This is a genomic window from Borrelia parkeri (genome assembly GCF_023035815.1).
In the GTDB taxonomy this organism is placed as follows: Bacteria; Spirochaetota; Spirochaetia; order Borreliales; family Borreliaceae; genus Borrelia; species Borrelia parkeri.
Genome location: NZ_CP073159.1, coordinates 131407 through 151952 on the forward strand (window position 1 = coordinate 131407; position 20546 = coordinate 151952).

A 20546-nucleotide genomic window follows, 5' to 3' on the forward strand; every position below is an offset into this window, starting at 1 on the left:
TTAAGATAATATTTATATATAAAACATAAAAAATAATATCATGAGGGTAACTTCAACTTTATGACAATGGAACCTAATAAACTTATTAATAAATCTATTAGTTATTATAACTCTCACAAATATTCAGACGTAGTAAAACTTTTAGAAAAGGAAATTTTCCTTTATAAAAATTACTATTTTTATCATTATATTTTAGGAATGTCCTATCTTCGAATGGGGAATTTAGGAACTGCTCAAACATATCTAAAGAAAGCTTACACCTTAAATCCAACAGAACCAGATGTTAAGCAATCAATTGCAATACTATTAGCAGCTCAGGGCAAAGAAGATAAGGCTATACAAATATGGCTTAAAATGATAGAAGAGAATCAAGAAATACAAAGATCAGAATTTTCCCTAGAAACCATTAGAAAAAATCCTATTCAAGGAGCACTATTCCTTAATAAAAATAAAATATATGCCAAGCTATTTCCAGAAATCAAAGTAGAAACGGGACAAAATTTATCTAAATTAATAAGAATATTACTAACAATAGCAAGCCTTGCATTCTTATTGATAGCAATATTTTTATTCATACATTCAAAAGAAACAATTAAACTGACATTAAGTAAATCTAAGGTAAAAGAAAAAAAAGCTATTAACAATATAGCGGCATACATTGATGATATTAAAATAAATGACAAAGAAAAGATTGAAAACCATGAGGGACAATTTGTATTTATACTCACTGAAACTGAAATCAAAAATTCATTTCAAAAAATAAAAACTCACCTAAAGCAAGGCAAAGATAATTTTGCAAGAATTGAAATAAATAAAATATTAAATTCAAATGCTTCAGAATCAATTAAACTTAAAGCTAAAAATCTTGCAAGTTTTATCTCAAGACCTAATTTTATTACATTCGACGATTATTTAGTTTTAAAAGAAATCAAAAAAAATCCATTAATTTACTCAAATGTATATGTCAAATGGGAAGGAATTGCAAACAATATTGAAAAGAAAGACAACATAACTTACTTTGACTTTTATGTAGGATATAACAAAAATGTTCTTGAAGGCATTATAACAACAAAAACAACTTTTGATATCGATATCAATTTTAAAGATTACGTTGAAATACTAGGACAAATAGACTATGACTATAACACAAACATATTAACTCTAAATGCAATTACGATACGCAAGATAGAAAAACAGAAGAACTAATACTTAATAAGGAATCAAAAACACTAAAGCTTAAATACATTTAAGTTAAAAAGGTGTGCATAAAAATTTGTCATTACCCTTAATAAATTTTATAGCTTCATCAAAAGACAATAACAATTCTTCCTTTTTAGTCAAGTCTCTCACTTTCAACTTATCTTCTCTATATTCATCTTGACCTACAAAAATTAAAAATCTTATAGCCTTATTAAGAGCATATTCTATTTGTACCTTAATATTTTTACCCTCTTTACTCTTAGGATATACTTCACAAGCAATATTATTTATCTTAGAATAATCATGTCTTCTAAATTTATCCGCAAGTTTATAATAATAATCTTGTAAACTATCGTCTATATTAACAATTAATACTCTAGAACTGGCCTTAACCACAAATAACTTGATATAATTAAATTTCTCAATTTCAATTATATCTTGAATTCTATCTATACCAAAAGATCCCCCAACTCCTGAAACTTTCTGCAAAGAGTTAGAAAATAAGGATAATAGATTATTATACCTTCCACCACTACAAATACTTCCCATATTAATGCCCATCATCGTAGCCTCAAATACAATCCCAGTATAATAATCAAGCCCACGAACTATCTTAAGATTAAAATTAAAAGCATCTTGAATTCCCAATGCACTCAGATGTACAAAAACATCCTCAATTCTCTTAACAGCATCATTGTTTTCTAAAATACCTTTTAAGGTTTTCAGTTTATCCCAAAAAGTCCCTTCTAAATTTATAAACTCCAATATCAAATCAACATGATATTCATTTATCTGTACAAGCAAATTTTCTCTAACACTTTCAATCCCTATTTTATCTAATTTATCTATATTCCTTAAAATAAAAGCGGCCTTATCCTTTAATCCCAACTTATCAATATAAGCATTCAATATACCAATATGAGAAAAATGAATAACAAACTTTCTATTAATACCTTCTATAAAATTTAAAAAAATCTCTTCAAGCCCACAATAAACAATAGATAAAATTTCAGCATCACTACGAAAAGTATCCTCACCTACTATATCAAAATCAAATTGCATAAATTCTCTATATCTACCCCTCTGAGTATTCTCACCTCTAAATACCTTGCCTATCTGAGATCTCCTGAAAGGGAATTTAAGCTTAGATCTATTAGAAGCCATAAATCTTGCAAAAGGAACCGTTAAATCAAAACGCATAGAAACATCTCTATCTCCGTTATCTTTAAACCGATAAGTTTGTTTTTCTACCTCATCCCCGCTTTTTCTTAAAAGAAATTCAGAATACTCAAGAATAGGAGTATCTATTAAATCAAAATTATACGAAACAAGAACACTATATATTTGTCTTATAATATGAGTACGAATTAACGCTTCTTTTGGCAAGTAATCTCTAAAACCCTTTAAAGTTCTAACATCCACTATATTTAAACCTCTATTAATTTCAAATTTAATCTTTTCATAATATAATATTATAAATATGAAAAAAAATTAATCAAACACTAATACTAAAATCATCAACTGTCAAATATTTACTATAATATAAGGAGCATTTAAATATTTAATGCATAAAAAATTTGCCAGCAGCTTAAGATTAAATATCGTTCTCATAATTTCCCTAATAATAACGCTGTTAACCATTTATAAATATTTTGTGCTAATGTCCTCAAAAGACATACAATATTTTTCTCAAAATATAAACCATATCTCAAGAAGAGGCAACATCTATGATAGAAATGGTAAAATCATAGCCTTCTCTTCAAAATCACATTCGGTCGGAACGGATCCAAACAAAATAAAAAATATTGTAAATACATCAGAAACTCTTGGTGCAATATTGAAAATTGATCCTCAAATACTTAAAAAAAAACTGTCTTTGAAAAAAGGATTCATATATATAAAAAGAAAAATAACAAGAGAAGAATCTGAACTAATTAAAAGAATTCAGTCAGAAGGAAGATTAAAAGACATCATACTTTATCCAGACTACACAAGAATTTATCCATTTAAAGAATTAACTAGCAATATTACAGGATTTGTAGGAACTGATAATATTGGACTTACAGGTATTGAACTTTCTCTAAATACCATATTGAATGAAGATCTCACAAAACAAAAATCTATCAATGAAAAATTAAGTACAAATAACATCTATTTGACAATAGACATAGATCTTCAAAAGAGCATAAACCAAATAGCTCAAAAACACTTTAAAGCAAACAAACCTGAAAATATGATTGCCATAGTAATGAATGCTAAGAATGGAGAAATTTTATCAATGCTTCAATTTCCACAATATGATGCTAATTACTATGCAAAATATCCTAAAGAAATATGGAATAATTTTGCCACCTCCCTAACCTATGAACCTGGAAGTATTAATAAAATTTTTACAGTAGCCATTCTATTAGACAGTGGATTATTAAAATCAAATGAAAAATTCTTAGATAACGGTATATACCAAAAAAAATTTAAATCGGGAGAAGTAGTTACAATTAAAACTCTAAATCCTCCTTATGGCTATATTGATCCCAGTGGAATTCTAATCTACTCATCAAATGTAGGAATAGCGCACATTACAGACAAAGTAAGTAACGAATATTTCCATAATAAACTAATAGACTTTGGTTTTGGGAAAAGAGTAGGATTCCCTTTTCCCGGAGAAACAAAAGGTCTATTAACCCACCATTCAAAATGGTCCGGACGAAGCAAAGCCACAATTGGATTTGGACAAGAAATAGGAGTATCTGCCATTCAAATATTACAAGCTGCTAGCGCATTAAGTAATGAAGGAATTATGTTAAAACCCAAAATCATAAAAAGAATAAGCAATGAAATGGAAAATACAATTAAAGAATTTCAAAAAGAAGAAATTAAAAAAGTAATATCTAATCATACAGCAAAAGAAGTTCTAAAAATGATGCGGGAAGTCGTAAATAAAGGAGGAATCCCAAAACTAAAGATGAAAAACTTAAGCATTTCAGCAAAAAGTGGAACTTCACAAGTAATTGATAAAAACACAGGTAAATACTCGGATGAAGATTACACGTCCTCAATACTAGTAATATATCCTACAGAAGATCCGCAATACATTATATATATTGTATACAGATATCCTAAAAAGATAATATATGGAACAAGAATTGCTGCACCAATGGCAAAAGAAATAATAGAATTGATTGAACATCGCAATAATAAAAATGAATACAATGAAATTAAAATTTCTTCAAAAATTAGCATACCAAAACCTATAATAAAATATGAAAAAACAGAAACCCTGCCAAACCTTACAGGACTCTCAAAAAGAGATTTAATGAAAATCTTAAAAAACTATACAAACATAAAAATCAAGATAAAAGGAAATGGTTTTGTATATAAACAATCTAAACCACCTAACACAAAATTAAAACATATAGACGAACTTGAAATAATTTTAAAATAATTTAAGAAAATAAATTCTTTATCTCATTTTTATAAAAACTTAAAATATAATTACGCTTAACATCCATCTTAATAGACATTTCTTTACCTACTTCAAATGGTTTTTCTAAAAGAACAAATCTCAATATTTGCTCAAAAGGCTTAAATCCATTTGCTCTATTAATAAGCTTTTTTATCTCATCATTAATAGCTTTAAGAACAATATTATTTGCAATAATCTGCCGTCTATTATGAGCATCAAGAATTTTTTGACCCATACTTTCTAAATATTTATTTATCTCTTCAAAATTAGGAAGAATCAATGCACCTAAAAATTTTTGATCTTGACCCACAACAACAGCCTTTTCAATGAGTAAAGATTCTTCAAGCTTAATTTCAATTGGAGCAGGCTCAATATTCTCTCCATTATTTAAAACAATAGTATCTTTTTCTCGTCCTATGATCTGAACAACATTATCCTTTGATAACTTAACAATATCACCCGTATTCAAAAATCCATCAAATCCAATAACCTGCCTTGTAGCATCTTCATCTTGATAATATCCAATCATAACTTGAGGACCTTTAATAAATAAAATTCCCTTGCCTGGTGTTTTAAGCTTATTGCCATTCTCATCCCTAATCTCAGCAACAGTTCCAGGCAATATCCTACCACAAGTACCAATCATTATCTTTTCATGTTCATTAGACGAAACACCAGGAGATGCTTCTGTTAATCCATAAGCATTCGCAAGCTCAATCCCAATTGCGTTAAAAAACCTAACAACAGATAAAGACATACTACCCCCACCAGTGATCCCAGCAACAAAATTATTGCCTAAAACCCTCTTTATCTTTTTAAAGATAACTAAATCTCCCAAAACTCTAAGAGGAAATAAAAAAATCAGACCCAAAAGCCCTAAAATTTTTTTCATAGGAAATAACAAATCAAATCCATTATCAGGATATAATCCTAAAATTATTCTATAGCAGATATCATTTAAACATGCTGATTTAACAAAAATCTTAAATAACAATTTTGACAAAAATGGTTTCTTGGAAACCTCTTTAAAGATATTTTGCCTTATTGCAATCCAAAGCCTAGGCACGGCTGCAATATAATGAGGATTAATATTTTTCATATCATCAAGCATGTTTCTTGGAACAATACTTGAAAATAAACAAGTCATACCTTTAAGAAAAATATTATAAGAAAATGACCTTTGAAATGAATGCCAAATTGGCAAAATACACATAAATATTTGTCCCTCACTAGTATTAATCATTCGACTAAAACTCGATACCTGATAAAGAAAATTAGCATGAGAAAGCATTACTCCTTTAGGATTCCCTGTAGTACCAGAAGTATATATTATTGTTGCCATATCATCAGGATTAATATTACTTAAAATTTCAATAATCTCTGCATCTCGCCTTGACTTATCTCCAATTGAAATGCACTCTTTATAAGTATAAATTTTAAAATTACCAAACTGTATTTTACCCTTTTCATCTAAGTCATCAATAATAACAATTATAGGGTCAACTTGAAAGTTAATTTGAACAACCAAATTAAGAAGATTTAAATTTTCCACTATTATTATATTGGGAAGCACATTATTAATAATTACTTCGGTTTCAAAAAGAGTAACATCAGCTCCTTTTGGAACATCTACAGCACCTAAAGCCAAAATCGCAAAATCTATAACACTCCATTCAATTCTATTCTCAGAACAAATAAACACTTTATCCTGATATCCCAAACCCATCTTTTTTAAAAATGCTGCAAATTTTAACACATTATTTTTTAAATCCTCATAAGTAACCTTGAAATAATCTTTGTTACTTCTATATATTTGTGCAACTCCACTGCCACGTTTTTTAGCAATTTCAAAAAAGTTTTTTACTATTGACATATGAACCTACTACACACTCATAATAACAAATATTATAAATAAATTATAACACCTTAAATAACAAAATCATAATTCAATTTTCATTAGCTTAAATTCGTCAATAGATAAAAAGTTTTATAAAATAAACCATGCATTACCAACAATCAATAAAGATTTAGTTGTCTATAACAAAAAATCTAATTTCTTCAGTAGGATACGCTTGATCTAACATCTCAACAGCATTTCTTAATTTTTCTATAACAAACAAATTATCAGTATAAACCACAAGAATAAAATTTTCTTCAGGCCAAATTTCATTACCTTGTTTCTCACCCGTTTTTCATTTTCCTTGAACATTATATATCTTAGAATAATATATACATTCACTTAAATCTTCTTCTATCCTATGCATATGCTCATGAAGATCAAGCTCTAAAGATAGATTAGAGATTATTTCTGCTCTATACACATACCCTCCTAATCTTAATCCTCATCGATACAAACATCATCCAAACTACTATCAATCTTAAAACTCCCCTAATATTATCTTAGAAATATCGATACTATTTGCATTTATATTTTATCTGAAAAACCCCTACTTCCTCCCTTAAGATCAATTTTGTCAACAGAACTTCCTGACTTAAAAGGAATAAAAGCTTTTATAGAAAGTTTATAAAAAATTTCAAAAATCATAGGAATAAAAAGTAAAGTCAGAAATGTACTAGCAAACATTCCACCAATAAAGGTAAAAGCAATTGGCTTTATAAGATTACTCTCACTCGAACTTGAGAATGCAATGGGAAAGAGTCCTATTATTGATGTTAAAGCAGACATCAAAATTGGCCTAAACCTGGAGCGACCTGCCTCAAGCACTGCATCTTTAAGATTAAAGCCCCTCTTAAGCAATAAATTAATATAATCTACCAATACAATACCCGTATTAACAACAACACCAATAAGCATAAGCATACCAATAGCAGTAAAAACAGAAATCTTTTCTCCCGATATAAAATAAAACAGTACAACACCTATTAAGGTTAATGGTATTGTAAAGAGAATAACAAATGGCTTTAAGAGAGATTCAAATTGTGCTGCCATTACTCCAAACACAAGCAAGACAGCCATAAACATTATCACCCCAAATTGCTGCATACTACTTGTAAACTCAGTGTATTCTCCTCCAAACTTAACCAACACCCCATCTCTCTGAGGAACCTTATTAGTTACAAAATCTACTACATTCGCTGTAATTAAAGCTAAATTTTCACCTGGAGCAATACCTGCTGTAAGCTTCACTACTAAAGACTGATCTTCTCTGAAAATCTCACCAATTCCTTTTGTCTTTTTAAGCCTAACAATTGAAGAAAAGGGAATTTGAACACCAGATGCATTTAAAATAGATATTTTATCTAAATCTTTAAAGCTAGCAATATTGCCTCTATCAAGCCTAAGCAAAACATCATAACTCACTCCATCTTCAATATAATTTCCTGCTGAAATTCCACCAATATTAGCCCTAATCTCTCTTGAAAGAGTTTCCATATTAATTCCATAAGAATAGGCCTTTTCTCTATCTATTTCTATATCAATTTGCATCTCTTCTCGTATATTAAGTCTAGGATTGACAAGACTGGGAAATTTTTTCTTTAAAAGACTAACTAAAAATTCTCCATATTCTCTTGCATACTCAAAATCCGAAGTAATAATTTTAATCTCAATAGGAGAAGCACCAAAAGAACCTCCTCGTGAAGAAGCATTAAAATTAAAATCAGGATAAAGCCTCTCAACACGTCTATAAACTCTATATCTAATCTCTTCTTCATCCTCAACGAATTCTCCATCAGTTTCTTCCTTTAAAGGTAATGTAACGTTAAAGATAAAACCATTTGAATTTATTTCAGAAATGATACTCTTATAAACCTTAATTTCATTTTTTACAATCTCTAAAATTTTATCTGAATAAAATTTTGAAATTTCCAAACTTGTCTTACGGGGAAATTTAAAATCAAAACGAATTAAAGAAGAACGTTCATAGGGAAAAAAAGATACATTTAAAAGAGGAAATAAAACTAAACTTAAAATAAAACTAAAGAGAATAATCAATGAACAAGCTAATTTCCAAGTTAAAATATAGTTTAGTAATTTAACATAAAATCTCTCTCCAACAGAATAAATACCATACAAAAAATCATCAATCCTTTTAATCAATTTATTTTTGATAGGTTTTTGAGAAGTAGTATAAAGCCCAACATAATAACTTGAAAGCACAGGTACCAAAAAAACTGCAACAAACAAAGAAGCTACTAAAGATATTACAATAGTAAAAGCAAAATCCCTAACAAAATCACCAATAACACCCAACTCAGCCTTAAAAATAAGCATAGGAGCAAATACACAAATCGATGTCAAGGTTGCAGCCATAATTGGCAACATCATTTCTTGTGTCCCAAGAATAGCAGATGAAATAAGCTTGGCACCCTTCTGCCTATATTTATATATATTCTCTATTACAACAATAGAACAATCTACAAGCATACCAACACTCAAAGCAAGACCTGATAGACTCATAATATTTAGAGAAATATTTGCAAAATACATTAAACAAAAGGTAAGAACAATCGCTAACGGTATTGTAATACCAATAATAATTGTTGCTCTAAAGCTTCTTAAAAAGAAAAAAATAATACATAATGCAAGCACTGCTCCAGAATAAGCTGAATTAGCAACAGAAGAAATAGCCTTTTTAATATGTTCAGCATCATCATAAGAAATGTCTAAAAATATATCTTTTGGAAGTGCAAACTTGATTTTTTCAACCTCTGCATTTACTGCATCTGAAACAATAACAGAATTTGCATCACTCTGTTTTTGTATAGATATCACAATAGAAGGTTTATCATTATAATATGCATAATCCTCTACATCTTGAGCAACACTCTTGACACTTGCGATATCTCTCAGTCTGACCTGAACAAATGAATTATCACCTAAAGAATAAATACTTGGCTTTCTATAAGCAATAACCACGTTTTCCAAATCCTTAATTGAATTAAACTTTCCAGATACTTGTGCTTGATATTCCAAATCATTATCTAACATGTTACCAACCGAAAATTCAACATTTTGAGAAGAAATAAACGGTACTATTTCTGATAAAGTAAGTCCATAGGCCTCTAACCTATTTTGCGATACTTCAATTAAAATATGCTTATCTCCACCTCCAATAACTTGCACACGTCCAACCCCATTAAGTCTCTCCAACCTAGGCTTAAGAATATTATCTGCATACCTTTTAAGTTCTAAGACCGGTCTATCTGAATATATAACAAACGATATTATTGGCGAAGAGCCTAAACTTCCTCTATAAATCCTAGGTAAGCTTGCTTCTTTTGGTAAAATTCTTTTTGAAATCTCAAGCGCATCTCTTATTTCATTCAAAGCCAAATCTAAATTAGTTCCATGATAAAACTGAAGATTAATACTGCTATGTCCCTTAAAAGAACTACTAGTTATTGTCTTTATATTCTTAACTAAGGATAGATTACCTTCTAAAAGACTTGTCACTTTTTCTTCCACTTCTTTTGCGGAACTTCCTGAATACTGAGTAGAAATAGTGATATAACTGTCTCCAATGTTGGGGAGCAAATCTATCTTTAATCTTGAAAAAGTATAAATACTAAGCATCGTCAATAATGAAAACAATATTAACATTGTTATTGGTTTACCAACAACTTTTTTTATTAACATACTTAACCTCAAAAATCAAACATTGTCTTCAACATCAAGCCCATCTCGAATATCCACTACATCTACATAAGCTCCATCAGAAAGAGAAGAAATACCTTCAATCACAACTAAATCACCCTCATTAATACCATCCCGAATAGACATAATATTATCTATTTCAAAATCTATGAAAGGAAACACCCTTTCAACTGTTTTTGTATCTGGATTTAATCTAAATACACAAAGTTTACCTTCTCTTTCAACAAAAGCATGGCTTGGAATTTTGATCACATTTTCTAAATGCTTAGTAATAAGTTTAATCTTGGCAAACATACCAATAATCATTTTTCTTGCGTTATCCCCTATAGGTTCAAGACATATTGCAACAGAACGGCTTTTAAAATCCAAAACAGGAGATACTTCTGAGATCTTAGCTTTAAATTTTTCATTAGGATAAGATTCAAGCTCAATAATTGCATCATTGCCAACTTTAACATCTAAAATATATTTCTCAGAAACATAAGTTTTAATCTGAATTACATCCATTCTACCTATTAACGCAATACTTGTTTGGGTCCCAACTGTTTCTCCAATTTTGTAATTAATAGCTAAAACATACCCAGAAATCGGGGCTCTTACTGGACTTTTTAAATAAAGAAAACCTGGTTTTGAAGGATCAAGTGTCGCAATAATTTGTCCCTTTTTTACATAAGCTCCAAGTTTCATATTGAGAGACACTATTTTACCTGTAATATTGGGAAATACCGCAACTTTAACTTTGGTATCTACATCACCATTTAAAGAAATATAATCACTCAAGGCACCCTGTCGAACTTTCATTGCAACAACTGGAAATCTATAAGGCTCATTAGTAAAATCACTGGTAGTATTATTGGTATTAATCTCTCCTTGTACTTCACTCTCAGTCCCCTCATTACATGAAAGGACAAACAATAAAACTAAAAGCAATAAATAATACTTAAAGCAATCTTTCATATTAAAAATCGAATTCATAAAATACCCTTATCAATCCAACTTATTTATTAAATCTTTATATTCAAGTACTGCATTAGCATAATTTAGCTTATCTTGTATAAATTGTAAATCACTCTGCTTATAGAAAGCTTCAATGTCATTTAATTTAATAAGATCTATAGTACCCACATTAAAGGCATCAAAAGCTACTTGATAATTCTTCTTAGACATTTCCAAATTTATCTTGGAGTTATCTAAAATAGACTTATATAGTCTTACACTTTTGCGTTTTTGAATAATATTAGATTTAAATTCACGAATCTTATTTTCAATTTGATTCTCTAAGAATTTTAACCGATAATCTCGTTCCCATATCTCTGTAAAACTTTTTGAAAATGGAAAAACCTCGGTGAAGCTATAAGTTAACCCCAAAGAAAAATAAAACCCTTGATTAAATGAACCACTCAAACCATCACTAAAAGAAATGCTCCCAGGATTATAAGAAACTGAGAACGAAAGCCTCGGCAAAAAGGCATCTAGCCAAAGACTCTCAAGAGTAGTTTGCATAATTTTAGTAAAATTATTTAACTCTCTCACTTCTAAATAACCGTCAATATTTATGACTTCATCAAACAACGAAATGTCTAAGATTTCATCTGATAATTCTCCTGTAGTCTCAAAATCTTGTAAGACATCCAAGCCTAATAATAATTTAAATCTTTCTTTTGTCTCTTCAAACTTAATAATTTGTTCATCTAAACTAGGCTGAAATTTAATATGCTTAAGCTTAGCATCAAGATAATCTATCTCAGAAATAAGCCCATTATGATAAGAAATTTTTACTTGCTCAAATTTAAGTTTGCTATTTTCAAACTGACTTTTCAAAACTTCTAAAATACTTTTAAAAGCTAAAAGCTCATTATACATTTTAAGAACATTTAACTTAATATTTTTAATGACTTTTTCTCTGCCTATCTTAGCAGCCTCATAATTAAAAATAGTAAGTCTAATGTTATTAACAATAGATGGGGATACTGACAGATCGGCAGCAACACCAAAATTCAAGTTCCAATGTCCCCTCCCTTCTACATTAGACATAAAAGAGTTTTGCCTTGAAAAACTTGAAGAAAACCCTAAATTTGGGATCAAAAGATTCCAAGAATTATCTTTATATAATTTTTTTATCTTTTCTCTATACTCAGCATCTCTAGATTCCAAACTGTTCTCTAAAGCCATACGAATAGCATCTTCAACAGATATTTTAATAACTTCTGCATAAGAAGAAAAAGATAAAATAAAAATTAATATTAACCTCTTAATATTTACTCCCATAAATAAATACAGTAAAATACCTATTTTTTAATATATTAAAATTTAATAATACTAATAATAATTAACATGATAATAGTATTATATTGTAATATTATTACACTCATGTATATTTTTAAAAAACTTTTTATAATATTCAACTTGATACTCATTTTATTAATCAAAATATATCAAAACACTCTTTCCAAAATCGTTGGTTTTCACTGCATATATGAACCTAGCTGTTCAAATTACGCACTAGAATGTCTCAAAAAATATAACATCATAACAGCTCTTATTTTAATTACATTAAGACTGCTGAGATGCAATGCTCTATTTAAAGGAGGGTTTGAATCATTGCCAACTGAAAAGCCAATATTAAATTCATTAAAAATTTTTAGAACAAGATTAATTAAATAAATTTTTGTATTTATCTGGAACCCAATTTTTGACATATTCTTTATGAACATCAACGAATTCAACAGCATTCCTATACTCCTGTCCAGGCTCTTTATAATTTTTCTCTATTAAAGGTAACAACAAATCATCACCCCAATAAAAATTATCAAACAAATAATAAGCATCGGGATCAGCATCCTTAAGCCCATTTCTAACAAGAGAATGAATACTCTCAGGGCCTCCCATTGACAACAAAGGATCATCTAAAAATTTAATATCATATTTGGTAAATGCCCAATGGGGCTTCCATAAAGGAACTAAAATCCACTCATGCTTCTTAATGGCAGATTCTAAACTTGCAAGCATTACGCTCTCACTTGAAGATATGAGTTCATATTCTTTATCCAATCCATAACGCTTGAGAGTTTCTTCTACAGAAAGCTGTGTACCCGCTCCAGCATCTATTCCTACCATTTTATTTTTAAATTCAGCTCCTCTACCCTTAAGTTCAGAAATGCTTGAAATTGTAACATAACTTGGCACCACAAATCCTTGTAATGTTCCCTCATAATTAGCACCAAGATCAACAAACTTATCTTTAAATTTTTCATAATAAAATTTATCGGCCGTAGGTACCCATGCAGATACCATACCATCTACCTGCCCCGATGCTAAATACTGATACATTATAGATGTTGTAACAGGCAATATCTCAACATTATATCCTATTTTCTCAAAAACAACTTTCATAATATTGGTAGCAACCGTTTCTCCTATCCAATTAACATATGCAATCTTGACTGATCTTACACTTTTAAAGCTACTATCATTAGAATTATCATTCTTATCACAAGAAAACAAAATTAAAATAAAACTTATAAAAATAGATATCAATAAACCTTTCATAAATCAATTCTCCTACTACTACATAAAAATAAAACATTATTTATTATACATTTCCAAAAATCTTTTAAACTTATTTTCTTTTTTCACCCCATAATTATCAGTATTTAAGTAACTAAACTTGATAAAAATAGCCTGCATAATTCTATCCAAAATAATAGCTATTACTACAACAGCTAATCCAGATATTAAACCTTCACCAAAATGTAATCTCTCAACAGAATATATTACAGTTCTACCAAGCCCTGATGAACCAACCATTGCCGCGATTACTATCATAGATATTGCCATCATTATTGACTGATTAATTCCCTCTATTATGCTTTGAAGAGCCAATGGCAACTGGATCTGAAAAAGAATACGAATATTACTACTTCCAAAAGACTTTGCAGCCTCAATGACCTCCCCTGGAACTTGAATAATCCCTAGTCTTGTATATCTAATAACTGGAGGCATTGCAAAAATTATTGTAGCAAAAATAGCTGAAGATGTACCCATACCAAAAAAAGGTATAGCTGGTATTAAATAAATAAACGGAGGCATTGCCTGCATTAAATCAAGCAATGGTTTTAAAAATACATAAAATTTTGAATAATATCCACCTAAAATACCTATTAAAATTCCCCAAATTACCGAAAAGAAAACAGACACAAAAATAATTGATATCGTATCCATTGAAACTTCCCAAAGATTAAAATACAAAATAAAGCAAAATCCTAACATAATCAAAAGAGCTAATCTTTTCTTTAAAAATAAAAAGCTTAAAACACAAATTAGAATAATAAAAAAAACAGGATTAATCAAAAGAAACAACTTTTTCAAATTGTCATAAAAAAAAATTACGATTTTCGCAAACCCTATACCGTTAGAATCCGAAAAATTGTCAACTAAAAAATTAAAAGCTTTATCTATATTAGCAACTATAAAATCTCTATTCATAAATAACTATCTCGCCAATAAACCAGCAATCTCCCCTAAATCAATATATCCAATAATATCATCTTGCTCACCTTTTATAATCAAATAATCCAACTTATTTAAATACTTAACAACACTTTTGATCTCATCATCTAAACCTAAATTTAAAGAAACAAGATTATTACATTTTTTATTAACAGACAAATCATACAAATTAAAATTATTATTCTCTTTCTCAAGAATGACATTACATTTATCAGTATCACCATTAAGAGTAAAATCCATTTTAATAATATCCTTAATCTTTAAAATATTTAAAACGGGAAGATTTTTAATAAAATTAGCTATAAAATCGGTTTTGGGATCTCTTAATATTTCTAAGGGCCTACCCACCTGAACAATCTCACCATCCTTCATAAAAGCAATTCTATTTCCCAATTTAAAAGCTTCAATCAAATCATGAGTAATAAATACAACCGTCTTTTTTAATTTATCTACCAACCTTAAAAGCTCACACTGCATTTCTCCTCTAATTAAAGGATCAAGAGCTGAAAAAGCCTCATCCATTAAAAGTATATCGGGGTTAACCACTAAAGCTCGTGCTATGCCTACTCTCTGTTTCATTCCACCTGAAAGCTCATTTATATATTTATATTCAGAATCTTCAAGACCCACAAGTTTTAAAATATCAAGGGCTCTTTGAATCCTAATTTTTTTAGGAACATTCTTAACTTCAAGTCCATAAGTCACATTCCTTAAAACATTCATATGTGGAAAAAGCCCAAAATTCTGAAAAACCATGGCAAATTTATCTTTTCTTAAAGCAGAGAGTGCTTTTTGATTAATATCATTCATTTCAATATTATCCACTAAAATAGACCCAGAATCAATTTTGTGTATACCATTCAAACATCTAACAAAAGTAGATTTACCACAACCTGACATACCCATAATAACTAAAATTTCATTCTCATAAACATCAAGACTGATATTTGCATTTGCAATAAAAACAGAAGATTCTTTGTAAATGTCAGATCTATCTTTACCACTCTCATAACTCTTTATAGCCTTAACTATTTGTTTTTTATTTTTATTATAAGAAAATGTTTTATAAAGATTCCTGACTTTAACACTAGCCTTAGACAAAGCAAACTCCTAATGTAAAAACATTATAATTTTATATAAATCAATATTAATTATACTAAAATATCAGAATTTTGATTGACACAAATAAAAATAAGGGTCTTTTAAGAGACCCTTATTGAAAAATCAAATTTATCTAAGCAATGATAATACATACTGAGGCACTTGATTTGCTTGTGCAATCATAGCCATTGCGGATTGTGTCAAAATGCTGTTAGTTGTAGATGCCACAATTTCATCTGTCATTGTTGCATCTTTAATTTGAGCATAAGATGATTTTAAGTTTTCAATAGCATATTCTGTGCTAGCTTTAATAGACTCAAGTCTGTTTTGGAAAGCACCAAGATTTGCTCTTTGATCACTTACCATTCTAATAGCATTTTCTATCTTTGAAAGTGACATATTAGCATCAACAGTAGTTGTAACATTAACTGGTGAATTAACTCCACCTTGAGCTGGAGCTGCTGCTGGTGCTGGAGCAGCTTGAACTCCCTCTTGTTGTGCACCTTCCTGAGCTGGAGAAACCTGCGCACCTTCACCTGCAAAAAGGTTTGCAACATTAGATGCATAAATATTAACAGCAATTGCTTCATCCTGATTTGCACCCACATGTACTCTTAATGTCCATGAAGCTTGTGCTCCAGCTAATGATGCTGGTGTGTTAATTTTTGCAGGTTGCATTCCAAGCTCTTCAGCTGTTTTTATATTCTGAGCAGCTGACTTATTGGACAACATATGCATTTGGTTGTATTGAGCTTGATCAGCAATTCTGTTGATTTCATCTGTAAGTTGCTCAATTTCAATTTGAATAGAACCTCTGTCTGCATCTGAATATGTACCATTACCAGACTGAACAGCAAGTTCTTTCATTCTTACTAATACTTTCTCTACTTCATTTAAATTCCCTTCTGTTGTTTGAATAAAATTTATAGCCTTTGAAGTATTTCTAGAAGCCTGAGATAATCCTCTAATTTGAGCATTAATCTTTCCTGCAACACCCATTCCAGCAGCATCATCAGATGCACGATTAATTCTATGCCCACTAGAAAGTTTTTCTTGAGTTTTTCTAAGATTAGCAGCATTAATGCTATTATTTCTTGAAGCATTTATAGCTGACGTATTATGATTTATGATCATATATCATTTCCTCCGTGATAAATTAATATAATTTTTGATATTTTAGACAAATCCATTTGTCTTTTTAAAAGGATATCACAAAAACAAGAAAAAAATAAATACAATATTAATTTAAATTTGTTATCTGTTTTGCCTCTGCAGATTCAAAGACTTAAGGATTTCCTCTTGCTCCTTCATACGCTTTACAGTGAAATCCAAAGTATTAAGTTCTCCTTCAACCTTCTGCTCTCTTTCCTCATACTTCTTTTTATAATCTTCAACCACATTTTTCTGATTGGGAATTTTAAGATCATAATTTCTGATCTTATTATAAATAAATCCTCCAGAACTTATCAAAGGAGATAGATAATCGCCAAGCATCTTAGCAAGTCCATCATCATAAATGCGGTCATCATTAAAATCAACTGCAAAAAGTTCCTTGACTGAATTAATATTGCTTTGTATTATCTCATTAAATTTTTTCTCGTCAAGCCCTAAATAACGCGAAAGACCCCCTGATGAAGACATAGAATTAGTAAACACCCCTATTTGATTGATAATCGAAAAATTAGGATCATTAGTCCTATAAGAATTAAACATGATTAATTCTAATCTTGATCTAAGATTTTTTAATGCAAACTCCGCCCTAAGGATTCCCAAATTCTTATAAGCTTCTTCCCTCTCTTCATCACTGAAATAGGACCACTCTTCAAGTACATCTGATTTTTGACCTTCCAAATTACTCTCATTTGAACTTACAATATTAATTTCAGCAAGAACCTGATTATAAGCTACCAAAAAATCTAATAAAAGTTTTTTAATTCCCTCATAATCAGGCTCAACTCGAACAACAATAGTATCATCTGATGCTTGTTTTAAATTCAATGTAACATTAGGAATTAAATCATTAACAGTATTCGAATCACGCTCAACATCAACCCCATCAAACTTCACCTTTGCATTTTCTGCAAAGCTCTTGGCATTTATTGGCAAGAACCCATCTCTATTCTTTGGATCAAAGATCTCAATATTGCGAATAACAAAAACCTTATTATTAACTTTATTTTCGATATTGATCTCTTTTAAATCTAAAAGTGAACCAATTTCAACCTCGACTTTTTCAAAATCACTTGCAACATTTATTGGGGGCAATTCCAAGGACTTTGTACCACTATAAATTTTAATCATATTCATCTGAATATACTTTTTCTCTTTTAAAGGAAGTTTATGATCAAATTCAAGATTAATTATACTATCTTCACCCTCAACCTTAGCATCCTCAAATGTAGCCTCGCCAGGATTAAAAACAATCTCGTTTAAAATACCTTTATCATCTGAATCATAATACTTAATTTCAAATTTAATTTTACTTCTACTACTAACCTCAATATTTTCTGGAATACTTATTGAAATCTCTGAGAGAGGCTCTAATACAATATCACCCTTATCAAGAAAAATTTTATTACTACTACTTTGTTGACTATTAATAATTTCTGTTAAATTAGGACTAAAATTTGTTGTAAGCTCACTTAAAATACCTATCTGTTTAGCAAGCTTTAAAGCCTCACCTTTCATGATAAGTTTATTGTTTTCACCTTCCTTTAAAGACCGCAAAATCAACCTACTATTTCCAGCACTATCACTTCTCACAATTTTAGCAGATAAAAACCCCTTGCCTCGATTATTAATATCCTTTACAAGAGACTCAATATCTCCATTATTCCTAATCTTAATCTCTTTATTACCAACTAAAAATACATAGTCTCCTGAAGGAATACTAATCTCTTTTTGTTTGAAATTCGCAGATAAAAAAATATCGGAACTTGCTATCTGATTAACATCAATTTTATAAGTTTCATTTTTAGCTCCATAACGAGCAGATAAAGAGAGAACATCATTATTACTAGAATTACCTGACATGTAATTAAAAGGACTATTAAGAGACGTAATTTGCCTTGCAAGTGAATTTAAAGTAGAAATCTTTTTATTAATCATTTGCCAAGCTCGTTTCTCTTGCTCTAAATTTTCAAGCTTTTTTACAGATGAATCTATCTTTGCCTTATCAGGTTTAAGCATCGATTCACGGATTTCTTTAGTATTATATTTATTATCCACACCTGGAACAAAAAATCCAGAAGACATTACAACACTCCTTAATTAGAAATTTTAACATAAAAAATATAAATTTTTACACACAAAATCATATCTTACTTCAAAACTAACAACAAAGCTTCCATTAAAAGACAAATAAAAAAAACAAGCATCTTTAAAAAAGATATTTGCTTATAGTAAAATTTAAGTTTATAGGAGAGTAAATATGCCAAATTTTTGTTTGTTCAATTCAAAATCTGTTCTGACAGGAAATGATAAAATAGATAATTCAGCAGTCCTTATTAAAGACAGTAAAATCTTTGATATCGTAACAGCTGATCGACTTGAAAAAATTGATCTACAAAACTATGAAATGATTGATGTTAAGGGAAACTATATCACACCTGGTCTTTATGATAATCACATACATGGATTTCACGGATACGGAACAGATCAATGCTCAACAAACTCAATAATTAAGATGTCACAATATTTAGCAGAGTATGGAGTAGTAGGATTTTTACCAACGCTATACCCACGTCCAACTGAAGAAATGATTGAAACAATCAAAGCATGTACCGAAGCAATGGGCAAAGAAAAGGGTGCAAAAATTTTAGGACTTCATCTTGAAGGACCATTTTTCTCTCCTGAAAAAAAAGGCGCCCATCCTACCTCCTATCTTCAACAACCAAGCATTGAGGTTATGAAAAAATTCATAGACGCCGCGGGGGGTCCCTTTACAGATTCGTTCGGAAGAAAAAGAACAAATATTGCAACAATGACCGTTGCACCTGAGCTTAAAGGCATGAGAGAGCTTGCAATGTTTTGCATGGAAAACAACATCACACTTCAAGCAGGACATACTAATGCAAAATATGAAAATATGATTGAGGGCTTTCAAGTAGGCATACTTCATACAACGCACTTTTTCAACGCAATGTCAAAACTTGATCACAGAAATCCAAATGCAATAGGAGCAACTTTAATCCATGGGGATGTATCTTGTGAAATTATTGCTGATGGACATCATATTCATCCAAAACTTGTTTTAATGCTTAGAAAACTTAAAGACATAAGCAAATTAGTGCTTGTAACTGATGGATTAACTCCAACACTACAACCATCTGGAAAATTAATAGCTAATGGAGAAGAAGTATACCTTAACGATGACGGATTATTTCATATCTTAGAAAGCGACACAATTGCAGGATCGGCTCTCACAATGATACAAGGCATTAAAAATTTAGTAGAATTTGGATATAGCTTAAGCGATGCCATTCAAGCAAGTTCATACAATCCAATAAGGATAATTAATCTTGAAAAAAAAGGATTAATATGTCATGGTTATGATGCAAATATAAATGTCCTTGACAAAGACTTAGATTTAAAATTAACAATGATAGAATCAAAAATCATTTTCAATAAACTTTGATTTTATTAATTTATAAATAT

At 29.7% G+C, this 20546-nt stretch carries 14 protein-coding genes and 1 pseudogene; 4 read left to right on the plus strand and 11 right to left on the minus strand.

The features are described from left to right. Positions 1 to 66 precede the first annotated feature (66 nt). Positions 67 to 1206 (plus strand): tetratricopeptide repeat protein, encoded by a 1140-nt coding sequence (locus bpSLO_RS00660; RefSeq protein WP_025375183.1) that lies wholly within the window; start codon positions 67 to 69, stop codon positions 1204 to 1206. A 45-nt stretch (positions 1207 to 1251) separates the two neighbouring features. Here bpSLO_RS00660 and hisS read toward each other — a convergent pair whose 3' ends face one another. Continuing rightward, positions 1252 to 2622 carry a histidine--tRNA ligase gene (gene hisS / locus bpSLO_RS00665; RefSeq protein WP_025375184.1) on the minus strand — a complete coding sequence of 457 codons (1371 nt, stop codon included), beginning with the start codon at positions 2620 to 2622 and terminating at the stop codon, positions 1252 to 1254. 142 nt (positions 2623 to 2764) lie between these two features. On the opposite strand from hisS, the gene bpSLO_RS00670 reads away from it, so the two are divergent. Continuing rightward, complete coding sequence (locus tag bpSLO_RS00670) at positions 2765 to 4642, plus strand: penicillin-binding protein (protein WP_025407502.1); 1878 nt, start codon at positions 2765 to 2767, stop codon at positions 4640 to 4642. A 1-nt stretch (position 4643) separates the two neighbouring features. Here the strand turns inward: bpSLO_RS00670 and bpSLO_RS00675 are convergent, their stop codons facing one another. From bpSLO_RS00675 to bpSLO_RS00695, 5 genes and pseudogenes are all read right to left on the minus strand, one after another. Next, positions 4644 to 6536: an AMP-binding protein gene (locus bpSLO_RS00675; protein WP_025407501.1), complete on the minus strand. Its 1893-nt coding sequence runs from the start codon at positions 6534 to 6536 to the stop codon at positions 4644 to 4646. A 154-nt stretch (positions 6537 to 6690) separates the two neighbouring features. Continuing rightward, positions 6691 to 6927 (minus strand): annotated as a pseudogene (locus bpSLO_RS00680) (PG0541 family transporter-associated protein). A gap of 161 nt (positions 6928 to 7088) precedes the next feature. After that, entirely contained in the window at positions 7089 to 10262 is a 3174-nt protein-coding gene (locus tag bpSLO_RS00685) for an efflux RND transporter permease subunit (RefSeq protein WP_025407500.1), read from the minus strand. Between the two features lie 15 nt (positions 10263 to 10277). After that, positions 10278 to 11255: an efflux RND transporter periplasmic adaptor subunit gene (locus tag bpSLO_RS00690; RefSeq protein ID WP_025375188.1), complete on the minus strand. Its 978-nt coding sequence runs from the start codon at positions 11253 to 11255 to the stop codon at positions 10278 to 10280. 12 nt (positions 11256 to 11267) lie between these two features. Further along, positions 11268 to 12548, minus strand: coding sequence for a TolC family protein (locus tag bpSLO_RS00695; protein WP_051480045.1), 1281 nt, complete (start codon positions 12546 to 12548; stop codon positions 11268 to 11270). Between the two features lie 102 nt (positions 12549 to 12650). Between bpSLO_RS00695 and yidD the strand changes: the two genes are divergently transcribed. Beyond that, entirely contained in the window at positions 12651 to 12944 is a 294-nt protein-coding gene (gene yidD / locus bpSLO_RS00700) for a membrane protein insertion efficiency factor YidD (RefSeq protein WP_081719322.1), read from the plus strand. On the opposite strand, the gene bpSLO_RS00705 is transcribed toward yidD, so the two are convergent. The 5 genes from bpSLO_RS00705 to fliD all read right to left on the minus strand — a co-directional run bounded on the left by bpSLO_RS00705 (position 12933) and on the right by fliD (position 19145). Next, positions 12933 to 13829, minus strand: a complete 897-nt coding sequence (locus bpSLO_RS00705; RefSeq protein ID WP_025375189.1) for a glycine betaine ABC transporter substrate-binding protein — start codon at positions 13827 to 13829, stop codon at positions 12933 to 12935. The genes yidD and bpSLO_RS00705 overlap by 12 nt on opposite strands. 36 nt (positions 13830 to 13865) lie before the next feature. Beyond that, positions 13866 to 14765 (minus strand): ABC transporter permease, encoded by a 900-nt coding sequence (locus tag bpSLO_RS00710; RefSeq protein ID WP_025375190.1) that lies wholly within the window; start codon positions 14763 to 14765, stop codon positions 13866 to 13868. A 6-nt stretch (positions 14766 to 14771) separates the two neighbouring features. Next, positions 14772 to 15890: an ATP-binding cassette domain-containing protein gene (locus bpSLO_RS00715; RefSeq protein WP_011772106.1), complete on the minus strand. Its 1119-nt coding sequence runs from the start codon at positions 15888 to 15890 to the stop codon at positions 14772 to 14774. A 129-nt stretch (positions 15891 to 16019) separates the two neighbouring features. Further along, the gene (locus bpSLO_RS00720; RefSeq protein ID WP_025375191.1) at positions 16020 to 17024 is read right to left on the minus strand and encodes a flagellin; all 1005 of its coding nucleotides are present in this window, start codon (positions 17022 to 17024) and stop codon (positions 16020 to 16022) included. A 120-nt stretch (positions 17025 to 17144) separates the two neighbouring features. Then, positions 17145 to 19145: a flagellar filament capping protein FliD gene (fliD, locus tag bpSLO_RS00725; RefSeq protein ID WP_025375192.1), complete on the minus strand. Its 2001-nt coding sequence runs from the start codon at positions 19143 to 19145 to the stop codon at positions 17145 to 17147. A 175-nt stretch (positions 19146 to 19320) separates the two neighbouring features. On the opposite strand from fliD, the gene nagA reads away from it, so the two are divergent. Next, positions 19321 to 20526, plus strand: coding sequence for an N-acetylglucosamine-6-phosphate deacetylase (nagA, locus tag bpSLO_RS00730; protein WP_025375193.1), 1206 nt, complete (start codon positions 19321 to 19323; stop codon positions 20524 to 20526). Positions 20527 to 20546: the final 20 nt, after the last annotated feature.